Here is an 18,530-nt window from a genome sequence, read left to right as displayed (position 1 = left end):
TATTTTATGAATATTTTTAATTTAGTCTATTTGGGAATATAATAAGATCGTTAACTTTTCAGTAGAAATGTGAACAAATTTCGAATATATATTATTATTGTGATTTTTTTCACATAATTTTATTGACCTCTTAAGGAATCAACATGATAATAATAGGGTAAGAAACATTATTACAGTGAAAACAAAGAAAACCTTTTTTCAGGAGGATTAGAATATGGAAGGCGCATCTCTTTATGAAGTAGAAAAATTAGCCTTAAAAAAATTAAAAATTTATAAACGCAGTAAGTTTCGCTTTTTTATGCGTGCCGTTGTCGCCAGTATGTTTATTGGATTTGGAGTAATTGTTGCATTTAAGACAGGGAACTTCTTCTATGCAGTAGAATCTCCTTTTGCGTATCCTATGGCAGCATTAGTATTCGGTGCAGCTATTATTCTTATCGCTTATGGTGGCGGAGATTTATTTACAGGAAACACCTTTTACTATACTTATGCTGCACTAAGAAAAAAAATCAAGTGGACCGATGTCTTTAAAGTTTGGGGAACTAGCTATGCAGGAAATATAGTCGGAGCAATTTTCTTTGCTGTTTTCATCTTACTAACAGGGCTATTTAAGTCACCTAGTGTCAATGACTTTTTGCTTCACGCTGCAGAAACTAAATTGCAAGCACCCATAAGTGAACTTTTCTTTCGAGGAATTTTATGTAACTGGCTTGTGTGTTTAGCATTCTTTATCCCAATGGCTTTAAAGGAAGATATCGCTAAAATAACGGTAATGATTTTATTCGTTTTCTGCTTTTTTATCTCAGGTTATGAACACAGCATTGCCAATATGGCAACATTCTCTATTTCTTATGTACTAGATCAGAATCCAGCTGTCACTATCCCAGCCATTATTCGCAACTTAGTGCCCGTAACAATAGGGAATTTAATTGGCGGGGTTGGTTTTATGGGGGTTATGTATTATTACGTTAATAAGCCTTTTATGGAAGACGACGAAAAATAAACATTTTTATTAAAAAGAGCCGATTCTCCTTGGAATATCAGAGTGTGAAATCGGTTTTTTATTATTTTTTGGATCAGTTCCCTTTTTTCCTTCGCTATAAGAGAATATATTAAAGGCTAATTTTGCGGATATCAGCCAAACTTCTTCCCTTATCAGCCAAACTCCTCCCCTTATCAGCCAAACTTCTTCCCTTATCAGCCAAACTCCTTCCCTTATCAGCCAAACTCCTTCCCTTATCAGCCAAACTCCTTCCCTTATCAGCCAAACTCCTTCCCTTATCAGCCAAACCACCAACATCACAAAAACAAAAAGAAAGCGATGATTGAACATCGCTTTCCACACAAATCAATTAACTAATGGGACAAAATCAATCCATCCTCATTCGTCTTTTCTGGTTTCTCTGCTACTATTTCAATTAAAACTTTATGGGGCAAACAAATAATTGTTTGGCCCGGTATGCCTTTCCATCCCATTTTGACGCCAATTTGGTCTGGACTATTATCTTCTTTAATTCTGATTTGTTCATTTTCCACTTCGATTAAATTATATTGTTTTCCTTTTCCTTTTATCATAAATTGTTCATTTTCCGTATGACCTGTTAGTTCTACTTCACGAATGACTTTCCCGTCCTGTGTAATAACGGCCATGACTTTATTCCCTTCTTCTTCCTTCCCTTGGTTCATCGCAAATACGGCCATTGGGACAAATGAAATGATTAAGAGGAGAACAACCATAATAATATCAAAAGGCTTAATCATCTTGGAGTATTTTCTCATCGAAAACGTCCCTCTCTGTGTTAGCTAGTTTACACTTTTATTATAAAGGGTTAGATAGTAGAAACATATGGATAGCGTCAAATCGTCGATAAATTGCCATATGTTCGGACGGGCTTGATAAAAAAGTGAAAAGCAATCGGTCGTCTTCCATCGATGGCTTTTTCGAACTATTAAGGTTTAAGGACAACTTTGATTACTTCATCTTGGTGATCATTGAACATTTGATACGCATTGCTCGCATCATCTAATGCAATGCGATGGGTAATAATCTCCGTTGGATCAATTTTGCCTGTAGTAATCCAATCAAATAACATAGGCATATAGTGTATTACTGGTGCTTGTCCTGTTTTCACAGTAATATTTCGTTCAAAAATATTTCCTAATGGGAACATATTATATTTAGATCCATAAACACCTGTTAAATGCATGGTACCAAACTTGCGCACAGCATTCATGCCAATTTCGATAGCACTGATTGTTCCGCCCTGAATCTTCAACTTTTGACCTATTGCTTCCATAGGCGATTTCTTTCCGTCCATTCCTACACAATCGATTACGACATCTGCTCCACCTGAAGTCAGTTCCTTTATATAGTTGCCTGTATCTCCATGATTATCAAAATTGACAATTTCTACTTGGTTCATTTTTTGAGCGTGGTTTAAGCGATATGGAATATTATCAACTGCTATAACGCGCTTCGCACCCTTCATCCAAGCAAATTTTTGAGTCATTAATCCAACAGGTCCACAACCTAAAACGACGACCGTATCACCATCTTTTACGCCTGAATTTTCGACACTCCAATATGCCGTTGGAAGGACGTCGGACATAAATAACAAGGCTTCATCCTCTAATTCACAGGACTCCGGGATAACAAAAGGGACAAAATTCCCGTATGGAACTCTTAACAATTCGGCTTGTCCACCTTGATAATCCCCATACCGTTCTGTAAAGCCAAAATATGCTCCCGTATCTGCAATATCCTTATTGGGATTAGCATTATCACATTGACTTTCCATATCGTGCTCACAATAGTAACAATGTCCGCAAGCAATGTTAAATGGCAGTACCACACGATCTCCTTTTTTTACTCTTGTTACTTCAGGTCCTACTTCTTCAACAATTCCCATTGGTTCATGTCCTATAACATAGTCTTTTTCAGCTGGTAACGCTCCTTGATAAATATGTAAATCAGATCCGCAAATAGCCGTAGATGTAATACGAACGACGATATCATCCTTTTTTTGAAGCTTCGCATTTGCCACTTCCTTTACTTGTACATCCTTCGTTCCTTGAAATGTAACAGCCTTCATCTGCAAACTCCTCCTGTTTTAGTTGATTGTTTATCTATACCATTTCCAGAAGAAGCTACAAACATCCAAATATTTCCGCGATTTACTGTAGGATTAGATTCCTAGTGCGGTTAATTTTAGGAATAACCACCGATTAAAAGACTAGATTTGGAGTAACGATGACGGTTAGGATCAAAATAGAAAAATCTACTACTTCACTTGATATAGCTACACATCCCAAGGATTTCTAATGTTGAAAGGAATTGCGGAAAGTGATTAATCCTTTTTTAAGGAGTCTTTAAAAGGATGTAAGCCTTAGACAGAAAACCAAAGAAACGTGTGGAGGAAGAGACGGATTAGTAACCTTAAAATTGCAGTTGTGGTAGCTCAAAACCGTAATTGCAGGTTATATCTCAAGGCCGAGTGCGAGCGGAGGAAATAAATGCGGTTATAGGGAATGATAATGAACCGGCTTCTTTGCTATGCACTAATACTACATACTATCAGAAATTCGCTCTGATAAAGACATTGAAACACGAGCCTATTAATCTTAGAAAAGAAGGATATGTTCAAAAAGGTATCCACCACCTGAATAATGTAAACCAACTATCAAAAACGGTTAAATGATTGGATGGAAAGGTTTCAAGGGATGGCGACTAAATATCTGGACAACTACCTTTATTGGTTTAGCTTTCTTCAACAAAACAAGAAAATTGAAGAGAAGGAACGGATTAATCAAATGTTTCTCAGTGCTTGCCAGAACTCAAACACAATCACTGTAAATCTTTTTGCGGGAGGTATAAAAAAATAAAACGCCATATTTCCTAATCAGTTTTTTAATATGTTTTGGACTTTAATTTTAGGCCAAATAGCCTTCCAATTCTTTTTGATAATTCGCTCCTCGTAAATTGCAGCAAGTTCTTTTGTTTCGATAAAATAGGGAGTCGGTTTCAGTTCTAAATTAATGACATCATCAATTCCACAAGGAGAAGTAAGAACCAGTTTATTATCCTTGTCTATCTTTACTCCGATGGCAGTTGCAGTTTCTGGAAACTTTGAAATAGCATCTTCCGAAGAAGAATAAGGAGGAAGATTATTAATGACGTGCATTCTTGCTTCATTTTTAACAGACCAAGGTATATTAGGCATTATGCTTTTCAACTTATTCTCTAATTCCTTTTCAAAATTCTCATCAATTTTTGTGTTATCAAAATAAATAACATCTACGTCTGGCGTCTCAGTTCTTTCAATAAACCCGTGCAATGTGTCCCAGATTTTTGAACGTACAAATCCTGCACATATCCACCAATCAGGCAATTTCAAGGAACCCGCAACCTTTATAATCTCCATCATTTTTTCATCGCTTTGGATTAGCTTTATTACATCTTCTCTATTCTTTAACATTTTAAAGTTATCCCCCTTCTACACAACCGAACATACATCCCTATTCTAACACAACAAAGCGCGAAGGAATATTATTCCAAAAGATTTCCAAACACACTCCCCTTAATATCTAAAAGCAACAAGTTTACAAAAAGACCATATAAAAAAACGTGACCGAAAAAAGTGTCAAAAACTCGAATAGAGAGTCTTTGACACTTTTCATTTTCATTATTCTAAAACCTGCCAGACCGAAAAATCGAGTAAATAAGCCATGCAACCATCAACATGGCAATGGAAAAGCCAATTTCAATGATTGGAAATTTCCAGAGAACGGTTTGTACTCCGCTAAGTGCGACACCAATAATGAGACCGACCATCACGATACTTAATGCCAGCAGCACTATACTAAACGCGATTTGATTACTGAATCGATCAATCTTTTTGATTAACAAATCCAACTGTGGGGAGGTAAACTCTACCTGCACCTTTCCCTTGCGAAGAATTCCCATTAACTGTTTAGCGGTAATCGGAATATCTTTCAGAGAAGCAAAATATTCTGGTATTTCATCTACTATATTTTTCACTATTTTCCATGGCTTTAGCTTATCAAGAAATAGCTTTCTTCCAAATGGCTCCGCCACATCAAATACACTAAAAGTAGGATCTAGTGCAACGACAACTCCCTCCATCGTCATGAGCGACTTTCCTAAAAGGGTTAATTCGGAAGGAATTCTTATATTATGACGAAAGGCAATAATAAATAAATCATTAATTGCTTCACCCACACTTACGTCTTTCAGCGGAATATCATAATATTTATCGCGCAGTTCTTCCACATCAGCTGTTAATTTTTTTATATCAACATTTTCGGGAATCATGCCCAAATCAGAAATCGCGCGGATGATTCCTTTCGTGCTTTTATTACGAAGAGCAACAACGAAGGAAGCAAAACTCTTTTTCGTATAAGAAGAAAGCTGGCCTACCATCCCAAAATCTAATAAAACGATGCGCCCATCCTGTAGTGCAAGTACATTTCCTGGATGAGGATCTGCATGAAAATGACCAACCTCTAGAATTTGATAGAAAATCGTATAGGCTAATCTTTCGGCAAGCAGTTCGCGATCAATTCCAGCTTCATCTAATCGCTTATGGTCAGATAGCTTTATTCCCTCTATATAATCCATCGTCAATACCTTTTTTGTGGAATAATTCCAGTAAACTGACGGGATGACAACATATCCTATCGATTTATTCTGCTCTAGAAAACGCTCCATATTTCTTGCTTCGATTCCATAGTCTAATTCAACCAGCAGACCTTTTGCTAGTTCATCAACAATTTCGCGAAGCCCATACTGCTTTGCCCAACCCCATGTATTCTCCGCAATTCGGGCCAAATCGGCGATAATTTCTAAATCTGTTTCGATGATAGCATGAATATTAGGACGTTGTATTTTGACAGCAACTTGTGTCCCGTCTTTAAGGATTGCTTTATGCACTTGCCCAATGGATGCTGCCGCCAAAGGAGTTTCAGAAAAATGTTTGAACAGATGATCGACAGAATCACCTAATTCTTCTTCTAAAATCTGAACGGCTTCTCCATAGGTAAAGGGAGGTACTTGATCTTGCAGTTCTTTTAATTCATTAATTATTTCTGGTGGGATTAAGTCAGGACGAGTACTGGCAATTTGCCCAAGTTTAATAAAGGTAGTTCCAAGTTCTTCGAGTATTAAGCGGATGCGTCTTCCAGTGCTTTTAGGAGGATGTTCTTTATGAAAGAAAAACTTCTCCTCCAATCCGATCTTATTGGAAAAAAAGCCTATTCCGTTACGAGCGAGAATAGACGTTATTTTGCGATATCTTTTCATCTGTCTAATACGTTTACTTACACCCATTTACAAACCTACTTTATTCGTCGAGATTTTTTCTTTCTAATGCCTCTATTCTTTTTTCTAATTTCTTTACATCCTCTAAAGTAGCCAGCTTTAATTCCCCATAAGCAGCATTTACCTTTTCTTTTGCCACTGCTTCAAGCTGACCTTTCATTTCCTCTCCCTTTTGAATCAAATGATTGATTAAATCTTTTGATTCATTTTTGCTTACCTCTCCTTTTTTCACCAACTCTTCAACTGTTTTTTCTACTTGTTCTTTACCTGCAATCGCTAAACCTAAACCTAAGGAAAGTGCTTTTTCAATCGTTGTTCTCATCCTCAAAAAACCTCCTTATATTTTTCTAGCATGCTTCATTTTCCCATTGACTACTTTTCTATTTGTCATTAAAGTAATCCAAATATGATTCAAAGTCAAATCATTCGAGTGTAATTTCTTTCTTTGTACCAACATACTTATGATATGCTTAATAATGTAAATAATGGTGACTTTTTCATAAGGAGGTGTCAAAATTATGGAGAATAAAAGAAGTCTGTATATCGAATTAGTATGGGGTTCCATCGGCATGCTGATTATCTCTCTGGTTATTGCCAATGCCCTCTTGTCCTCCGAGCACTCCTTTTCTGTACCTACTCTTATTCTAGGATTTGCTCTCATAAACGGTTATATCTTTTTCCTAGAAAAAAGAGCGGGACTCAGCCAAAAAGTAATCTGGACACAATCATTGATTCTTGTTTGCATTATTATTATTTACATCGTTAGCAACTCTTCATAAAGTGATCTTAAAATGAACTTCTTAAAACTTTTCACTCCCATTTTTCTTTATTTCCCTGTATGATAGGAAAGTCGCATTATTTCTTTACTTTTTTTGTCATAGAATAGGTGCATTTTACTTAACTACTATATACTGTGGATTTCTTCCAAATTAGCTAGTTAACGAGAAATAAAGAACGGAGTAATATAGATGAGTACATCCATACATTTCATTTCCCAATTCGGCTACATTGCCATTTTTGCGCTTTTTGCATTAAGCGGGTTAGGTATTCCTGTTCCAGATGAAGCATTGCTAACCTTTGTAGGCTATCTTTCTTCCATTTCCATAATGAATTTTCTTACTGCAGATATCATTTGCTTTATTGGTGCCCTTAGTGCCATGGTCATCAATTACGCACTAGGCAAGAAAATTGGCAAACCATTTCTGCTTACACACGGAAAGTGGATCAAGCTTACCCCTAGCAAATTAGAACGCGTGGAAAATTGGTTTGATAAATATGGCCCTTGGACAATAGTCATTGCTAATTTCATCCCAGGTGTCAGAAGATTAACTTCTTATTTTTCAGGCATTTCTGGCATGAATTTATCAAAATACATGTTATTTGCCGCAATCGGTTCTTTTCTTTGGTGCTTACTTTTTAATATTATTGGTTACTATATGGGAGTGCTTCCATTTTAAATGGGAAGCACTCCTTTTTTTGAAGAGCAAATTCCAGCCCAAATACTGTTCCTTCTAGCTTTCTAATTGATTATTTCATCCTAAATAATCAATTGTGGTGGCGTAGATCTAGCTCGACTACATAAGCTAAAGTAAAGTGAAAGGAGGGCTTTCATCCTCTAAATGAATACCACATTTCCATTGAGTAGTAACAAAAAAGGTGTTCACCATTTATGAAGATTGCCCTAAGATATTTGTATAACTTGCTAAAACCTTTAGCCAGTAATTGAAGCTTCCTTCCTGAGAGAGAAGGAAAAGTAGATTCTCTATTTCCTTGCATCATTTCTTTAGGAGCAATCGCAAATTGAATACCATTATTTTATTTACTCCAATTCCTTATAATAGTTGATTTTCTCCTCAATCTTATGAAGATTATTTTGTAAGTCTTTTATTTGTTCCTGGATACTTTTTTGATGATCTTCTAATAACTTCCGACGTAAACTTATCGTAGAATCCCCTTTACTCCGCAGATCAGAAAACTTTTTCATCTCAGACACTGGCATCCCTGTTACTTTTAAACGAATTAGGAAGTTTATCCAAGAAATATCTGACTTAGTATATTGGCGATAACCATTTACATCCCGTTTTACATTGTTAAGCAGACCAATTTTTTCGTAATAACGTAAGGTGTGTACGGATAGCTCCGTCATATTTGATATATTTCGAATTGTAAAATATTTTTTATCCATAAATTTAATTATAGCATAAAAAAAGCCTTGCTTTAGAGTGCAGTCTAAAGTGTAAATTATTTTATGTTATTGATTTTAAACACTAAGGAGGATAATCAAATGTCAAATGACCGTTATCAAAGAGGTTGGGGAAAACTAATGGAAATAGACGGAGAAGGCGGAGAGCGAGTTATAAATTCTCTAAAAGATATTGCTCCCGACCTCGGTAAATATGTTGTTGAATTCGCTTTTGGAGAAATTTATACTCGAGAGGGATTAAATTTAAAACAACGTCAACTTATAACCATTGCGTCACTTGCTACTCAAGGAGGGTGTGAACCACAACTTAACATCCATATTAATGCTGCACTGAATGTGGGACTCACCCCTATAGAAGTGATCGAGGCCATTACTCATTGTGTTCCTTATACAGGTTTTCCAAAAGTTCTTAATGCTATTTTTGTTGCTAAACAAATTTTTAAAGAACGTAATTTGCAGATAAAAAACTAATATTTTTCAAGATGAGTTTCAATTCCTCGAAAAATATTAATTGTGTAGTAACTTTATATCCCTATTTTTTTTATTATATTTACCTATCACAATAGCGGCAAACGAGTAGGGAGCAGCATTGCCGTGACGACCATGGTTCCTTTTAATTCCGTGTCATCACGGATATCTTTGCCTTTGACTAATGGTTTTCATAACCCAACCGTCCAAAGCAGACTTTCACCTCCTGCTAGTGAACATGCCAGGCACACTACGAAAACAGCTACCATTAGGTAACTGTTTTCTGTTTTCTAATGCAAGAGACTAAATTTAGCTCATATTGATCCAAATAAGTTCTTATTATCTTACAAAAAAATTTAAATATTGCGGTTTTTTTCTCCCCATTCACATAACTGTTCTAAAATAGGCAATATCGATTCTGCTTTATGTGTTAGACTGTATTCCACTTTAGGAGGAATTTGAGGATATTCCTTTCGTATAACCATCCCATCTGCTTCCAAATCTTTAAGCTGTGAACTTAATGTTTTAAAGGTAATTGTTCCTATTCTTCTTTTCATATCATTAAAGCGAACAGGTTGACTTTCTGAAAGGAGATAAAGAATTAGCATTTTCCATTTACCTCCAATAACTGACAGTGTATATCCAAAAGGTGTCTCTTGGATATTACCCTTTTCTTTATAATCAGCCATACTCATATTGACACTTTCCTTTCTGATAGTAGCTATCTAAATAGTGCGTACTATTTTTTTCTTTATATTCATTTTATACTTTACCTTAATTCGAGATAAAGGAGAGAAAAAAATGACTACTATTAAAACCTACAATCACAACCTATGGGACCACGGTATTACCCAAGGATATAGTGTCAACGGTACTATCTACATTTCAGGTCAATTTTCGCACGATAAGGATGGTATGTTCGTTGGCAAGGATAATATTGAGGCACAAACTCGCCAAACATTAGAAAACCTCGATCGAGTTTTGAATGAATTTGGTATCACGAAGTCCAACCTCGCTTATGTGGAAATCTTTCTAACAAACCCGCAGGAGCACACTGAGCCAGTCATCAGTCTGTTCAAAGAATACCTGGAAAAACACAGACCAGCCGGCAGCCTCATCGGCGTGACTTATCTGGCGTTTCCGGAGCAGTTGATTGAAGTCAAGGCTGTCGCACACTCTGATTAAGTAAGATATTATTTCAAAGTAATTAATGTACCTGACCTATACCCCTGTAATAATATTGATTTAAATATCATTACAGGGGTATAGGAATATTAAATTTCCTATTAGTTATGTCACTAACCCTTCCACTTTAGTTGTGAAATACCAAAATCTATTTGATTTAAGAAATATCCTTAAATTAATGATATACGTTTTTATACTTTTCTTTTTAACCATGTTCCTTCGGCTAATTTTTCATCGATAAAATCCAAAACAGTCTGTAATTGAGCCATCTGATTTTTTACTTTTTCTTTTTGCCGAAGCATACCTGCTATCATTTCAGGAGTCATCTTACTTGTTTCCGCAATATCAAGATATAATTTCACTTCTTCTAAACTAAGATTTGCCTTTTTCATACAAGTGATCATTTGAAGCCTATCAATATCAGCTTGTGTAAAGACCCGATGCTTATTCGGCAGCCGTTTAATGTTTGGGAGCAAACCAACTTTTTCATAATATCTGATTGTATCAATGCTTAGTCTAGTAAGAGCACTTGCCTTCTTAATGGTATACATTCGTTCGTCCTCCTTCTTATAAAGTCATTATAAGATATGAAGTTAACTCCAGGTCAAGGAGAATTCTTTTTATTGACATGGAGTTAACTCCATGTTCTATACTTCCTTCATTCACCAATAGGAGGTAATAAAATGATTATATCAGAAAGAAAAATAGCTCTTGTTACGGGGGCGAACAGCGGAATAGGACTTGAGCTGACTAAGAAATTAATTGAGAATGGATGGGAAATTGCAGCTTTAATTCGCTCTGAATTTCCCAAAGAAGAACAAATGCTACAGCAAAAAATCCAGACAGGAGAAATCCGTGTTTATCATGCTGATATAGCTGATTTTAAGCAATTAAAGTCTGCTTTGAAGCTAATAAAAGAGGAAGAAACAAAGCTTGATGCTCTCTTCAATAATGCTGGAGGCAGTTTTTCGAAGCTCATCTTTTCCCCACAAGGGCGTGAGCTACATTACGAAATTCAGACTGTTGTTCCCTTTATCATTACGATGGAACTACTTGATCTTTTAAAAAAAGGAAAGCCTTCTATTGTTATACAAACTAGTTCAGATGCATTTCATTTTAAAAAATCTTTCGTACCAGAGGAATTGGCAAACCCGCCCAAATTTCAGAAATTGATTGGTCCCTATGCATCGACGAAGCTGGCAATCACTTTGTGGACATATGCTTTTGCGCAAGAATTAAAGCGAGAGGGTGTCACAATTGTCAGTATAGATCCAGGCAATAACAATACAATGCGCAAAGGAAGAAATGGAGGCCTGCCACTTATTATACAGCCATTCATCCGTTTATTTGGCCCACATCCTAGTGTAGGGGCAGATCGGTTGTTTGCTGGATTAGAAAAATCCCCGCATGACGCTGGGCTTTATTTTAGAAAAGGAAAGCCTGCAGAATTCAAATTTAAACAGCATGCTGGCCAAGTTTTACTACAAGTGCAATCTGTATATGAAAAGGAATATTTGCCACTTTGAAGAAAAGAAGGAGGCTGCCAAAACTATCTTGACAGCCTTTTTTCCTGCAACTGCTTTAGACAATATTCCCATTTTTCAGTAGAGCTTTGTATAATTTTTCTTGACACTTATTTTGATAAGAATGATTATGAAGTTTACTACTTTTGAATTTCCCAATACATTGTCGGACATCCTTATCATGAATTATAAGCCCACGATACTCTTCAACATTAAGGTAATTTTGGAACCATTGATGTTTTTTTAGATGTTTTACATTTCTGCATACATCTTCTTCATCGACCTTAAAAAAAGGTATATAAACAGCAAAATTTAACAATTCGAGTAAAATTCCCAATACTTTCCCTCCCTAATAATTTGTTTATAAATTGTACGCTTATATGGAATAAAAAGTTTCACCTTATGCAATTTTCAGCTGTCCTAATTCTCATTCTTCCAACCGATACTTGGCCAATACGTAGGTAAATCTGCACAACCTATGCTAATTTTGACCTACACCACGGACTAAATTCAATTCCAATACTTGAAGTACCACCATCATGTATGATCAATCCGTAGTCATGATCCTTTTCATTGAATAAAATTAATTTATCTGGACAGTCAAAGGGATTTTTATGAATATCACACTTGAATGTTGCATGATAATCATCTCCCTACAGCAATGCATTTTCCTCTTTCTCATCTCCTTGTAAACCATTAAACACCTGCACTAAATGCTATCAGGCAAATGATGTTTGTACATTTCTAATGCATCATTATGACCCTTTAACACATTTATTGTTTTGGTATTTGGCTGAACATAAATAACGGGATAGTCCTTTTCATCCATTTTTTCATTAACTGTAAAAGCTAACTTTTCTTCCTCTAAGGAAAATTGTGCATCAATGCCAGCTTTGTTTCCACGAGCATCTAATCGTATCCATTTATTTAGAGATTTTAAATAAACGGCATTTAAAGCATGTAGACAATATCCTTTTTCAGGAGAGTCAAACAACATCAATCGCTGATAACAGAAACCTGTTGGAATATGCTGAGAACGTAATAAAGCTGCTAATAGATTAGCTTTTGCATAACAAATTCCTTCTTTGTACTTCAAAACATCGGATGCCTTACAAGTCACTCGTTTGCCTTGAATATCCCAAGAGTGAGATATTTCATCACGGACGAATTCAAAGGCTACTTTAGTTTTTTCGATTTCTGTTTGAGCTGAATTAAAAAGCTCCTTTCTTTGTTCTTTAATAATTGGATTAGAATAATTAACTTTCTTTTGTTCAGATAAGTAATCTGTTAATTGGCCGGACTCACAAATCAATTTCATTAGCTCCATCCCCTTAATTACGTATAAAAATTTGTTTATATGTATTATTATACACACGATTCAAAACAGAGTTAAAGATGTATTATAAAATCAAAACATTATTATGCTAATTGGAGAAAAAAAAGACCAAATCATAAATGATCTGGCCAGTTAATGTCATTTGGAATTTTTTCTCCCAATAGGAACAGCTTATTCCAATGTCTCCATACTTTTATGAAAATAAATCTGAAGATAAATAACGTTCTCCAGTATCAGGTGCGATGCATAACACTTTAGCAGATGATGGTAGTTCACTTGCTATTTGCACAGCAAAATGCGCGCTAGATGCACCCGATGCACCTACAAAGATTCCTTCTTCCGCTGCAAGACGTCTCGCCATGACTTCCGCATCATGATCTTTTATTAATAAGACTTTATCAAAAATATCTCTGTTTAAGATTTTCGGTATAAATCCTGGGCCTGTCCCTGGAATTTTATGAGGACCTGGTTTACCTCCTGATAATACTGGTGAACCAAATGGCTCCACTACATATATTTTTATGTCTGGAATCATTTTCTTTAATTCTTCTCCAACGCCAGTAACTGTTCCCCCAGTACCAGCAGTCAAAACAAGTGCATCTAGCTTTCCTTCAAACGCTTCAAAAATTTCAACAGCGGTAGTACCTCGATGAGCATCGGCATTTGCTGCATTTTCAAATTGCATGGGAATAAAGCTGTCAGCAATATCTGTAGCTAAACGATTGGCTTCATCAATTGCCCCTTGCATTCGTCTGTTACCTGGAGTTAAATATACCTCTGCTCCATATGCCTTTAATATTTGGACACGTTCTTTTGTTGCATTATCTGGCATTGTAATGATACAACGGTATCCCTTTACGGCAGCAACCATAGCAATTCCTATCCCTGTATTACCTGAGGTCGGCTCAATAATAGTGCTTCTTCCTGGGATAAGCTTTCCCTCTTTTTCGGCACGTTCAATCATATTTAAAGCCGCACGATCCTTCACACTTCCGCCTGGATTGAAAGATTCTAATTTGATAAAAACCTCTGCTCCAGTAGTATTAGGTATTTTATTCAATCGTACAGTTGGTGTATTGCCAATTAATTCAAGTACAGAATCGTAAAGCTTCATTTTTCTTTATTCCTCCTATAATTTACGAGCATATTTTTCAATTATATTACTCATCTCATCGACCTTAGATGTCACTTTATCTGCATAAGTAAAGTCTCCATAGCAATATGGATATCTAAAATTCAATTTGTCATTATTACATGTATAAATGTCTGGTGACCGTTCAACCATATATTCTGAGTATGTTTTGGCTGATTCTTCACTATGTTCGACTTGATTATTGCTGACAATGAAATCAATATAACCAGGTCCCATATTATAGCTTTGAATGATTGCTTCAATATCTACTCCTTGCTTTTGCCCATACTTGTACACTTCTGCAAAATGAAATACTCCTTGCTTAATGCTCTCGGATGGGTCTTCAATTGCATTTCTCTTCAGCCCCGCTGATTCAGAGGACTGCATGGGATCATTTCCTTTTCCGCGACTTTCTTGATCCATGATAGCAAGCACAACGGGTGCTAGCTCTTCTGCATTTAATTCATTTTTTTTCAGTTGAGTGGCAATTTCCGGTAAATATTTCAATAATCTTTGTTCTTTATTTTGCTTAATTGTAGTAGAAGCAAATAAATAGCCAAAATATATAACTAATATTAAGACAATAATTGTATTTGTTGTAGTTTTCCTTCTTCTTTTCATACCTATCCCTCGTTGACGCTTAAATATCAATTAAACGTTTCGTTTTTGAACGTTGCATTTCCCGATACATTAATCCATTATACAAGAAACACTATCGAATTTCATTCCTCGTAAGAGAACTTTTAAATTCTTCCACCTTTTAAAAGAAAAAAAGACTTAGCTGCGCAAACATAATATGCGCTCACTAAGCCTAGCAGTTGAATCAAACTCCTTCAATAGAAGGTTTTCCAGCTTCGATTAATGCTTTGTCTTTTCCTAAAAAAATTGACAGGATCATAATAAAAATTCCTGTTCCTAATAATAACCATTCGACTTTAATAAAATCGGCAAGCGGTCCAAATATTAACATGCCAATTGGCATCATAGAGGTAGAAATCATTCCCATTACACCGAAAACTCTTCCTAAAAACCCTTCTTCTATTTTTTCCTGCAATAAGACCGTGGTTGGTGTATTAAATATAGGCATTGCCACTCCGAATAGTGCCATGAATACTAAATAGATCCAAAAGAATGGAATCATCCCGAGTGCAAAAGTACAAACTCCCATAATAATGCTTGCTAGGGTCATTGTTTTCACTTTATTCTCAAATCCACCCCATGCGGCAATGACTCCTCCGCCTACCATCATTCCAATCGAAAAAGCTATTTCAATGGCTGTAAGCCGCCAGACATCATCTCCAAAACTGCGAGTAACCTGCAAAGGAGTTAAGAATGCTGCTGGTGCCATCAGCACAAAAAAGATGGAAAAATAAATAAAGAATTTTTTCAAAAAGGCATGATGATGAACATATTTCAGTCCTTCTTTAAAATCACTAAAATAACTAGTCGCTTGTTCTAGCGATGCCTTTTGATGTGCAGGAATCTTTAAAAAGGCAAGCAAAGTAAAAATAGCAATAGCTGCCGTGATAACATCAATGAAAAAAACCGCTTCGATGGATGCCATCGTCAATAAAGCAGCACTAACCATCGGAGATACAAACATAATTACTGCCTGAATACTCCCATTAACACCATTCACTTTTGTCAGCTTATCTTTTGGCACTATTTGTGGCAAAATCGCCCCAACAGATGGCGTTTGAACACCTGTTCCAAACGCTCGAACTGCTGCCATCACAAAGAGCAGCCAAATGGAATCATATCCCATTAAAAAGAGCAGCGCCAATATTAATGTCGCAAATGCAATTAATCCATCAGATATCATAATCAAGAGTTTCCGGTTATAGCGATCGGCCCATACTCCAGCCACTGGCGACAAAAGAAACGTGGGAAGAAATCCACAAAGGATATATAATGTCATCATTAAACCGGATTCAGTAGTTAACGTTATATGCCACATAATAGCATATTGCACAAGCGATGATCCAAACAAAGATATCGTCTGGCTGCTAAGAAATAATACAATATTCCGATACCAATTTTCTTTATTATTAACTGTACTCATTTATAAACCTCACATTCTAATTTTTTTGTCATGTGAATAAGTCTATCTATTAGAGCAGTAAAAAAGAGCGAAGACTTGGTATCTCCCCTCTTTATTAACCATTATTAGGTTTCCAATAAACAGACAGACCAATCCCACTTCTTCTCAAAAGAAGACTATCCAAACGTATTTAGTTAACGATGAAATGTGGGAATCTTAGTCTCATAGATGCTGTCACAAGGAAAACCTCCGCTTCATTTATATTCCAATTAATCATAGCATATGCATCACCTTTGATACAATTTGCTTACAAAATAAATTTTTTAGACCTTTTTTATGATTGCTGATTGAATTAGCCAATTATGGCTGCCTTTTTGAGATAAGACTTAATTTTATCAGCCAAAACTGCTCCCTTTTCAGCCAAACTACTATTTTTTTCAGCCAAAACTGCCCCCTTTTCAGCCAAACTACTATTTTTTCAGCCAAAACTGCCCTCTTTTCAGCCAAACTACTATTTTTTCAGCCAAAACTGCTCCCTTTTCAGCCAAACTACTGATTTATCAGCCAAAACTGCTCTCTTTTCAGCCAAACTACTGATTTATCAGCCAAAACTGCCCTCTTTTCAGCCAAACTACTATTTTTTCAGCCAAAACTGCTCCCTTTTCAGCCAAACTACTGATTTATCAGCCAAAACTGCCCCCTTTTCAGCCAAACTACTGATTTATCAGCCAAAACTGCTCTCTTTTCAGCCAAACTACTATTTTTTCAGCCAAACCATCCACTTCTCAAAATACTAAAAAGCAGAGGATGGTCTCCTCTGCTTTTACCACTTCATCTTACGCTACATCTTCATCTTTTTTCTGAGAGTTAACTAGGATCTTCTCTAATTCTTCTAATGATCGACCTTTTGTTTCCGGGACAAACTTCCAGATGAACAATGCTGATAGCAAACTCATGATTCCATAAAAAGAATAGGTTAAACCGCCACTTACCTCCATCATTGCAGGATAAGTAGAAGAAATAAAGTAGTTCGCTGCCCATTGTGCTGCTACGGCAATTGCGACAGCTTGTGCTCTTATTCTATTCGGGAAGATTTCTGAAATTAATACCCAGACAACTGGTCCCCAAGACATCATAAAGGATGCTGTATAGATAATAATAAAAATTAATGTAGCAATTCCGATTTTGTTTGAGAAAGCCATTGCTGCTACCCCAAACATCCCAATTGTCATCCCGACAGAGCCAATAATTAATAATGGTTTGCGTCCAAATTTATCGACTGTGAAGATTGCAATAAGGGTGAAAACAACATTTACTAAGCCCATAATAATAGTTTGGAACATCGAAGCATCTCTTGCTGCGCCCATGCTTTCAAAAATACGCGGTGCATAATATAAAGCAACATTAATTCCAACGAATTGCTGGAAGACTGATAGTAAAATTCCAACGACAACAATTTTTTTACCAAATGTAAATAGTTTTGCTTTCTTATTACTTTCCTTAAAGGATGCTTTAATTTCAAACATTGTCGCTTTCGCCATTGTTTTCTCATATATTCTTGAAAGGATATTCATCGCTTTTTCATCTTCGTTCTTTGATACAAGATAGCGTGGTGTTTCTGGCACTGTAAATAATAGAACCATGAATAAAATTGCTGGGATTGCTTCTGACAGGAACATATAGCGCCAACCGATATCATTTACCCACTCTAGTGTTTGTCCTTTAGCAATGCCCCAGTTAACAAAATAGACAACAAGCATTCCAAAAATAATAGCAAATTGATTTAAAGAAACTAAAGTGCCTCTTATTTTGGGCGGTGCCATTTCGCCGATATACATAGGGGAGATGGCTGAAGCTAAACCTACGCCAATTCCTCCAATAATTCGATAGATATTAAAGGTAATGAGCAGCGCATAGCTTGGTTCCCCTCTTGTGAAAAATAAAAATTCAGGAAATGCAGATCCAAGAGCGGATACTAGAAATAATACAGCGGCAATAATAAGCGAATATTTTCTCCCAAAATTGGTAGCGAAGTATCCAGATATAAAGCCTCCAATAATACAACCAATTAAAGCACTTGAGACAGTTAGTCCATGGATAAGTGAACTAAGTCCTAATCCCTCAGTAAAATAGGCTTGAAGTGAACCTTCTGCGCCGGAGATTACTGCTGTATCATACCCAAATAACAAGCCTCCAAGTGTTGCAACCATTGTAATTAATCCGATATAAAGATAGCTATTTTTATTTACCATATATTCGAAAGAGACATACTCTCTTTCTTCCCTCCTCTTGTGATACTGTCCGT

General features: G+C 36.1%; 22 protein-coding genes and 1 pseudogene. 7 read left to right on the top strand and 16 right to left on the bottom strand.

All coding sequences use genetic code 11. The features are described from left to right. Positions 1-214: 214 nt before the first annotated feature. Complete coding sequence (locus NX902_RS05240; protein ID WP_047942853.1) at positions 215-1,003, top strand: formate/nitrite transporter family protein; 789 nt, start codon at positions 215-217, stop codon at positions 1,001-1,003. A gap of 9 nt (positions 1,004-1,012) precedes the next feature. Here NX902_RS05240 and NX902_RS05235 read toward each other — a convergent pair whose 3' ends face one another. The 3 genes from NX902_RS05235 to NX902_RS05225 all read right to left on the bottom strand — a co-directional run bounded on the left by NX902_RS05235 (position 1,013) and on the right by NX902_RS05225 (position 3,092). Further along, the gene (locus tag NX902_RS05235; protein WP_341160591.1) at positions 1,013-1,303 is read right to left on the bottom strand and encodes a hypothetical protein; all 291 of its coding nucleotides are present in this window, start codon (positions 1,301-1,303) and stop codon (positions 1,013-1,015) included. Between the two features lie 53 nt (positions 1,304-1,356). Next, entirely contained in the window at positions 1,357-1,779 is a 423-nt protein-coding gene (locus NX902_RS05230; RefSeq protein ID WP_095330248.1) for a NusG domain II-containing protein, read from the bottom strand. A gap of 170 nt (positions 1,780-1,949) precedes the next feature. Continuing rightward, positions 1,950-3,092, bottom strand: a complete 1,143-nt coding sequence (locus NX902_RS05225; protein ID WP_095330249.1) for a zinc-dependent alcohol dehydrogenase — start codon at positions 3,090-3,092, stop codon at positions 1,950-1,952. A 220-nt stretch (positions 3,093-3,312) separates the two neighbouring features. Here NX902_RS05225 and NX902_RS05220 point away from each other — a divergent pair. Continuing rightward, a pseudogene (locus NX902_RS05220) lies at positions 3,313-3,874 on the top strand (IS1595 family transposase); the annotation flags it as partial. 25 nt (positions 3,875-3,899) lie between these two features. On the opposite strand, the gene NX902_RS05215 reads toward NX902_RS05220, so the two are convergent. From NX902_RS05215 to NX902_RS05205, 3 genes are all read right to left on the bottom strand, one after another. Further along, a complete protein-coding gene (locus tag NX902_RS05215; RefSeq protein WP_095330250.1) occupies positions 3,900-4,475 on the bottom strand; it encodes a nucleotidyltransferase family protein in 576 nt (191 codons plus the stop codon). Between the two features lie 212 nt (positions 4,476-4,687). Beyond that, positions 4,688-6,346 carry an ABC1 kinase family protein gene (locus NX902_RS05210; protein ID WP_095330251.1) on the bottom strand — a complete coding sequence of 553 codons (1,659 nt, stop codon included), beginning with the start codon at positions 6,344-6,346 and terminating at the stop codon, positions 4,688-4,690. A 13-nt stretch (positions 6,347-6,359) separates the two neighbouring features. Beyond that, entirely contained in the window at positions 6,360-6,659 is a 300-nt protein-coding gene (locus NX902_RS05205; RefSeq protein WP_047942858.1) for a phasin family protein, read from the bottom strand. 196 nt (positions 6,660-6,855) lie between these two features. Here NX902_RS05205 and NX902_RS05200 point away from each other — a divergent pair, with 196 nt between their 5' ends. Both NX902_RS05200 and NX902_RS05195 read left to right on the top strand, forming a co-directional pair. Then, the gene (locus tag NX902_RS05200; protein ID WP_095258679.1) at positions 6,856-7,116 is read left to right on the top strand and encodes a hypothetical protein; all 261 of its coding nucleotides are present in this window, start codon (positions 6,856-6,858) and stop codon (positions 7,114-7,116) included. Between the two features lie 189 nt (positions 7,117-7,305). Next, the gene (locus NX902_RS05195) at positions 7,306-7,794 is read left to right on the top strand and encodes a DedA family protein (RefSeq protein ID WP_095330252.1); all 489 of its coding nucleotides are present in this window, start codon (positions 7,306-7,308) and stop codon (positions 7,792-7,794) included. A 362-nt stretch (positions 7,795-8,156) separates the two neighbouring features. Here NX902_RS05195 and NX902_RS05190 read toward each other — a convergent pair whose 3' ends face one another. Then, entirely contained in the window at positions 8,157-8,522 is a 366-nt protein-coding gene (locus NX902_RS05190) for a MerR family transcriptional regulator (protein WP_095330253.1), read from the bottom strand. Positions 8,523-8,621: 99 nt separating this feature from the next. Between NX902_RS05190 and NX902_RS05185 the strand changes: the two genes are divergently transcribed. Next, a complete protein-coding gene (locus NX902_RS05185; RefSeq protein ID WP_095330254.1) occupies positions 8,622-9,011 on the top strand; it encodes a carboxymuconolactone decarboxylase family protein in 390 nt (129 codons plus the stop codon). A gap of 353 nt (positions 9,012-9,364) precedes the next feature. Here NX902_RS05185 and NX902_RS05180 read toward each other — a convergent pair whose 3' ends face one another. Continuing rightward, the gene (locus tag NX902_RS05180; RefSeq protein ID WP_095330255.1) at positions 9,365-9,703 is read right to left on the bottom strand and encodes a winged helix-turn-helix transcriptional regulator; all 339 of its coding nucleotides are present in this window, start codon (positions 9,701-9,703) and stop codon (positions 9,365-9,367) included. 106 nt (positions 9,704-9,809) lie between these two features. Here NX902_RS05180 and NX902_RS05175 point away from each other — a divergent pair, with 106 nt between their 5' ends. Continuing rightward, positions 9,810-10,193 (top strand): RidA family protein, encoded by a 384-nt coding sequence (locus tag NX902_RS05175; protein WP_047942862.1) that lies wholly within the window; start codon positions 9,810-9,812, stop codon positions 10,191-10,193. Between the two features lie 191 nt (positions 10,194-10,384). Here the strand turns inward: NX902_RS05175 and NX902_RS05170 are convergent, their stop codons facing one another. Then, positions 10,385-10,744 carry a MerR family transcriptional regulator gene (locus tag NX902_RS05170; RefSeq protein ID WP_095330256.1) on the bottom strand — a complete coding sequence of 120 codons (360 nt, stop codon included), beginning with the start codon at positions 10,742-10,744 and terminating at the stop codon, positions 10,385-10,387. A gap of 132 nt (positions 10,745-10,876) precedes the next feature. Here NX902_RS05170 and NX902_RS05165 point away from each other — a divergent pair, with 132 nt between their 5' ends. After that, positions 10,877-11,719, top strand: coding sequence for an SDR family NAD(P)-dependent oxidoreductase (locus NX902_RS05165; protein ID WP_123259014.1), 843 nt, complete (start codon positions 10,877-10,879; stop codon positions 11,717-11,719). 55 nt (positions 11,720-11,774) lie between these two features. Here the strand turns inward: NX902_RS05165 and NX902_RS05160 are convergent, their stop codons facing one another. The 7 genes from NX902_RS05160 to xylE form a co-directional block, all read right to left on the bottom strand. After that, entirely contained in the window at positions 11,775-12,053 is a 279-nt protein-coding gene (locus NX902_RS05160; protein ID WP_095330258.1) for a hypothetical protein, read from the bottom strand. A 139-nt stretch (positions 12,054-12,192) separates the two neighbouring features. Further along, positions 12,193-12,300 (bottom strand): DUF6980 family protein, encoded by a 108-nt coding sequence (locus NX902_RS25805; RefSeq protein WP_420915972.1) that lies wholly within the window; start codon positions 12,298-12,300, stop codon positions 12,193-12,195. A 125-nt stretch (positions 12,301-12,425) separates the two neighbouring features. Beyond that, the gene (locus tag NX902_RS05155) at positions 12,426-13,034 is read right to left on the bottom strand and encodes a transglutaminase-like domain-containing protein (protein WP_095330259.1); all 609 of its coding nucleotides are present in this window, start codon (positions 13,032-13,034) and stop codon (positions 12,426-12,428) included. A 211-nt stretch (positions 13,035-13,245) separates the two neighbouring features. Further along, the gene (gene cysK, locus NX902_RS05150) at positions 13,246-14,166 is read right to left on the bottom strand and encodes a cysteine synthase A (RefSeq protein ID WP_095330260.1); all 921 of its coding nucleotides are present in this window, start codon (positions 14,164-14,166) and stop codon (positions 13,246-13,248) included. Between the two features lie 15 nt (positions 14,167-14,181). Further along, a complete protein-coding gene (locus NX902_RS05145; protein ID WP_172859954.1) occupies positions 14,182-14,805 on the bottom strand; it encodes a lysozyme family protein in 624 nt (207 codons plus the stop codon). Between the two features lie 202 nt (positions 14,806-15,007). Continuing rightward, the gene (locus NX902_RS05140) at positions 15,008-16,246 is read right to left on the bottom strand and encodes an MFS transporter (protein WP_172859955.1); all 1,239 of its coding nucleotides are present in this window, start codon (positions 16,244-16,246) and stop codon (positions 15,008-15,010) included. A gap of 815 nt (positions 16,247-17,061) precedes the next feature. Next, complete coding sequence (gene xylE / locus NX902_RS05135) at positions 17,062-18,477, bottom strand: D-xylose transporter XylE (protein ID WP_095334088.1); 1,416 nt, start codon at positions 18,475-18,477, stop codon at positions 17,062-17,064. Positions 18,478-18,530 lie beyond the last annotated feature (53 nt).

The organism is Niallia sp. FSL W8-0954, from assembly GCF_038005605.1.
Classification (GTDB): domain Bacteria; phylum Bacillota; class Bacilli; order Bacillales; family Cytobacillaceae; genus Niallia; species Niallia circulans_A.
Note: the sequence above shows the minus strand (reverse complement) of the source record. Positions and strands in the feature narration are given on the sequence as shown.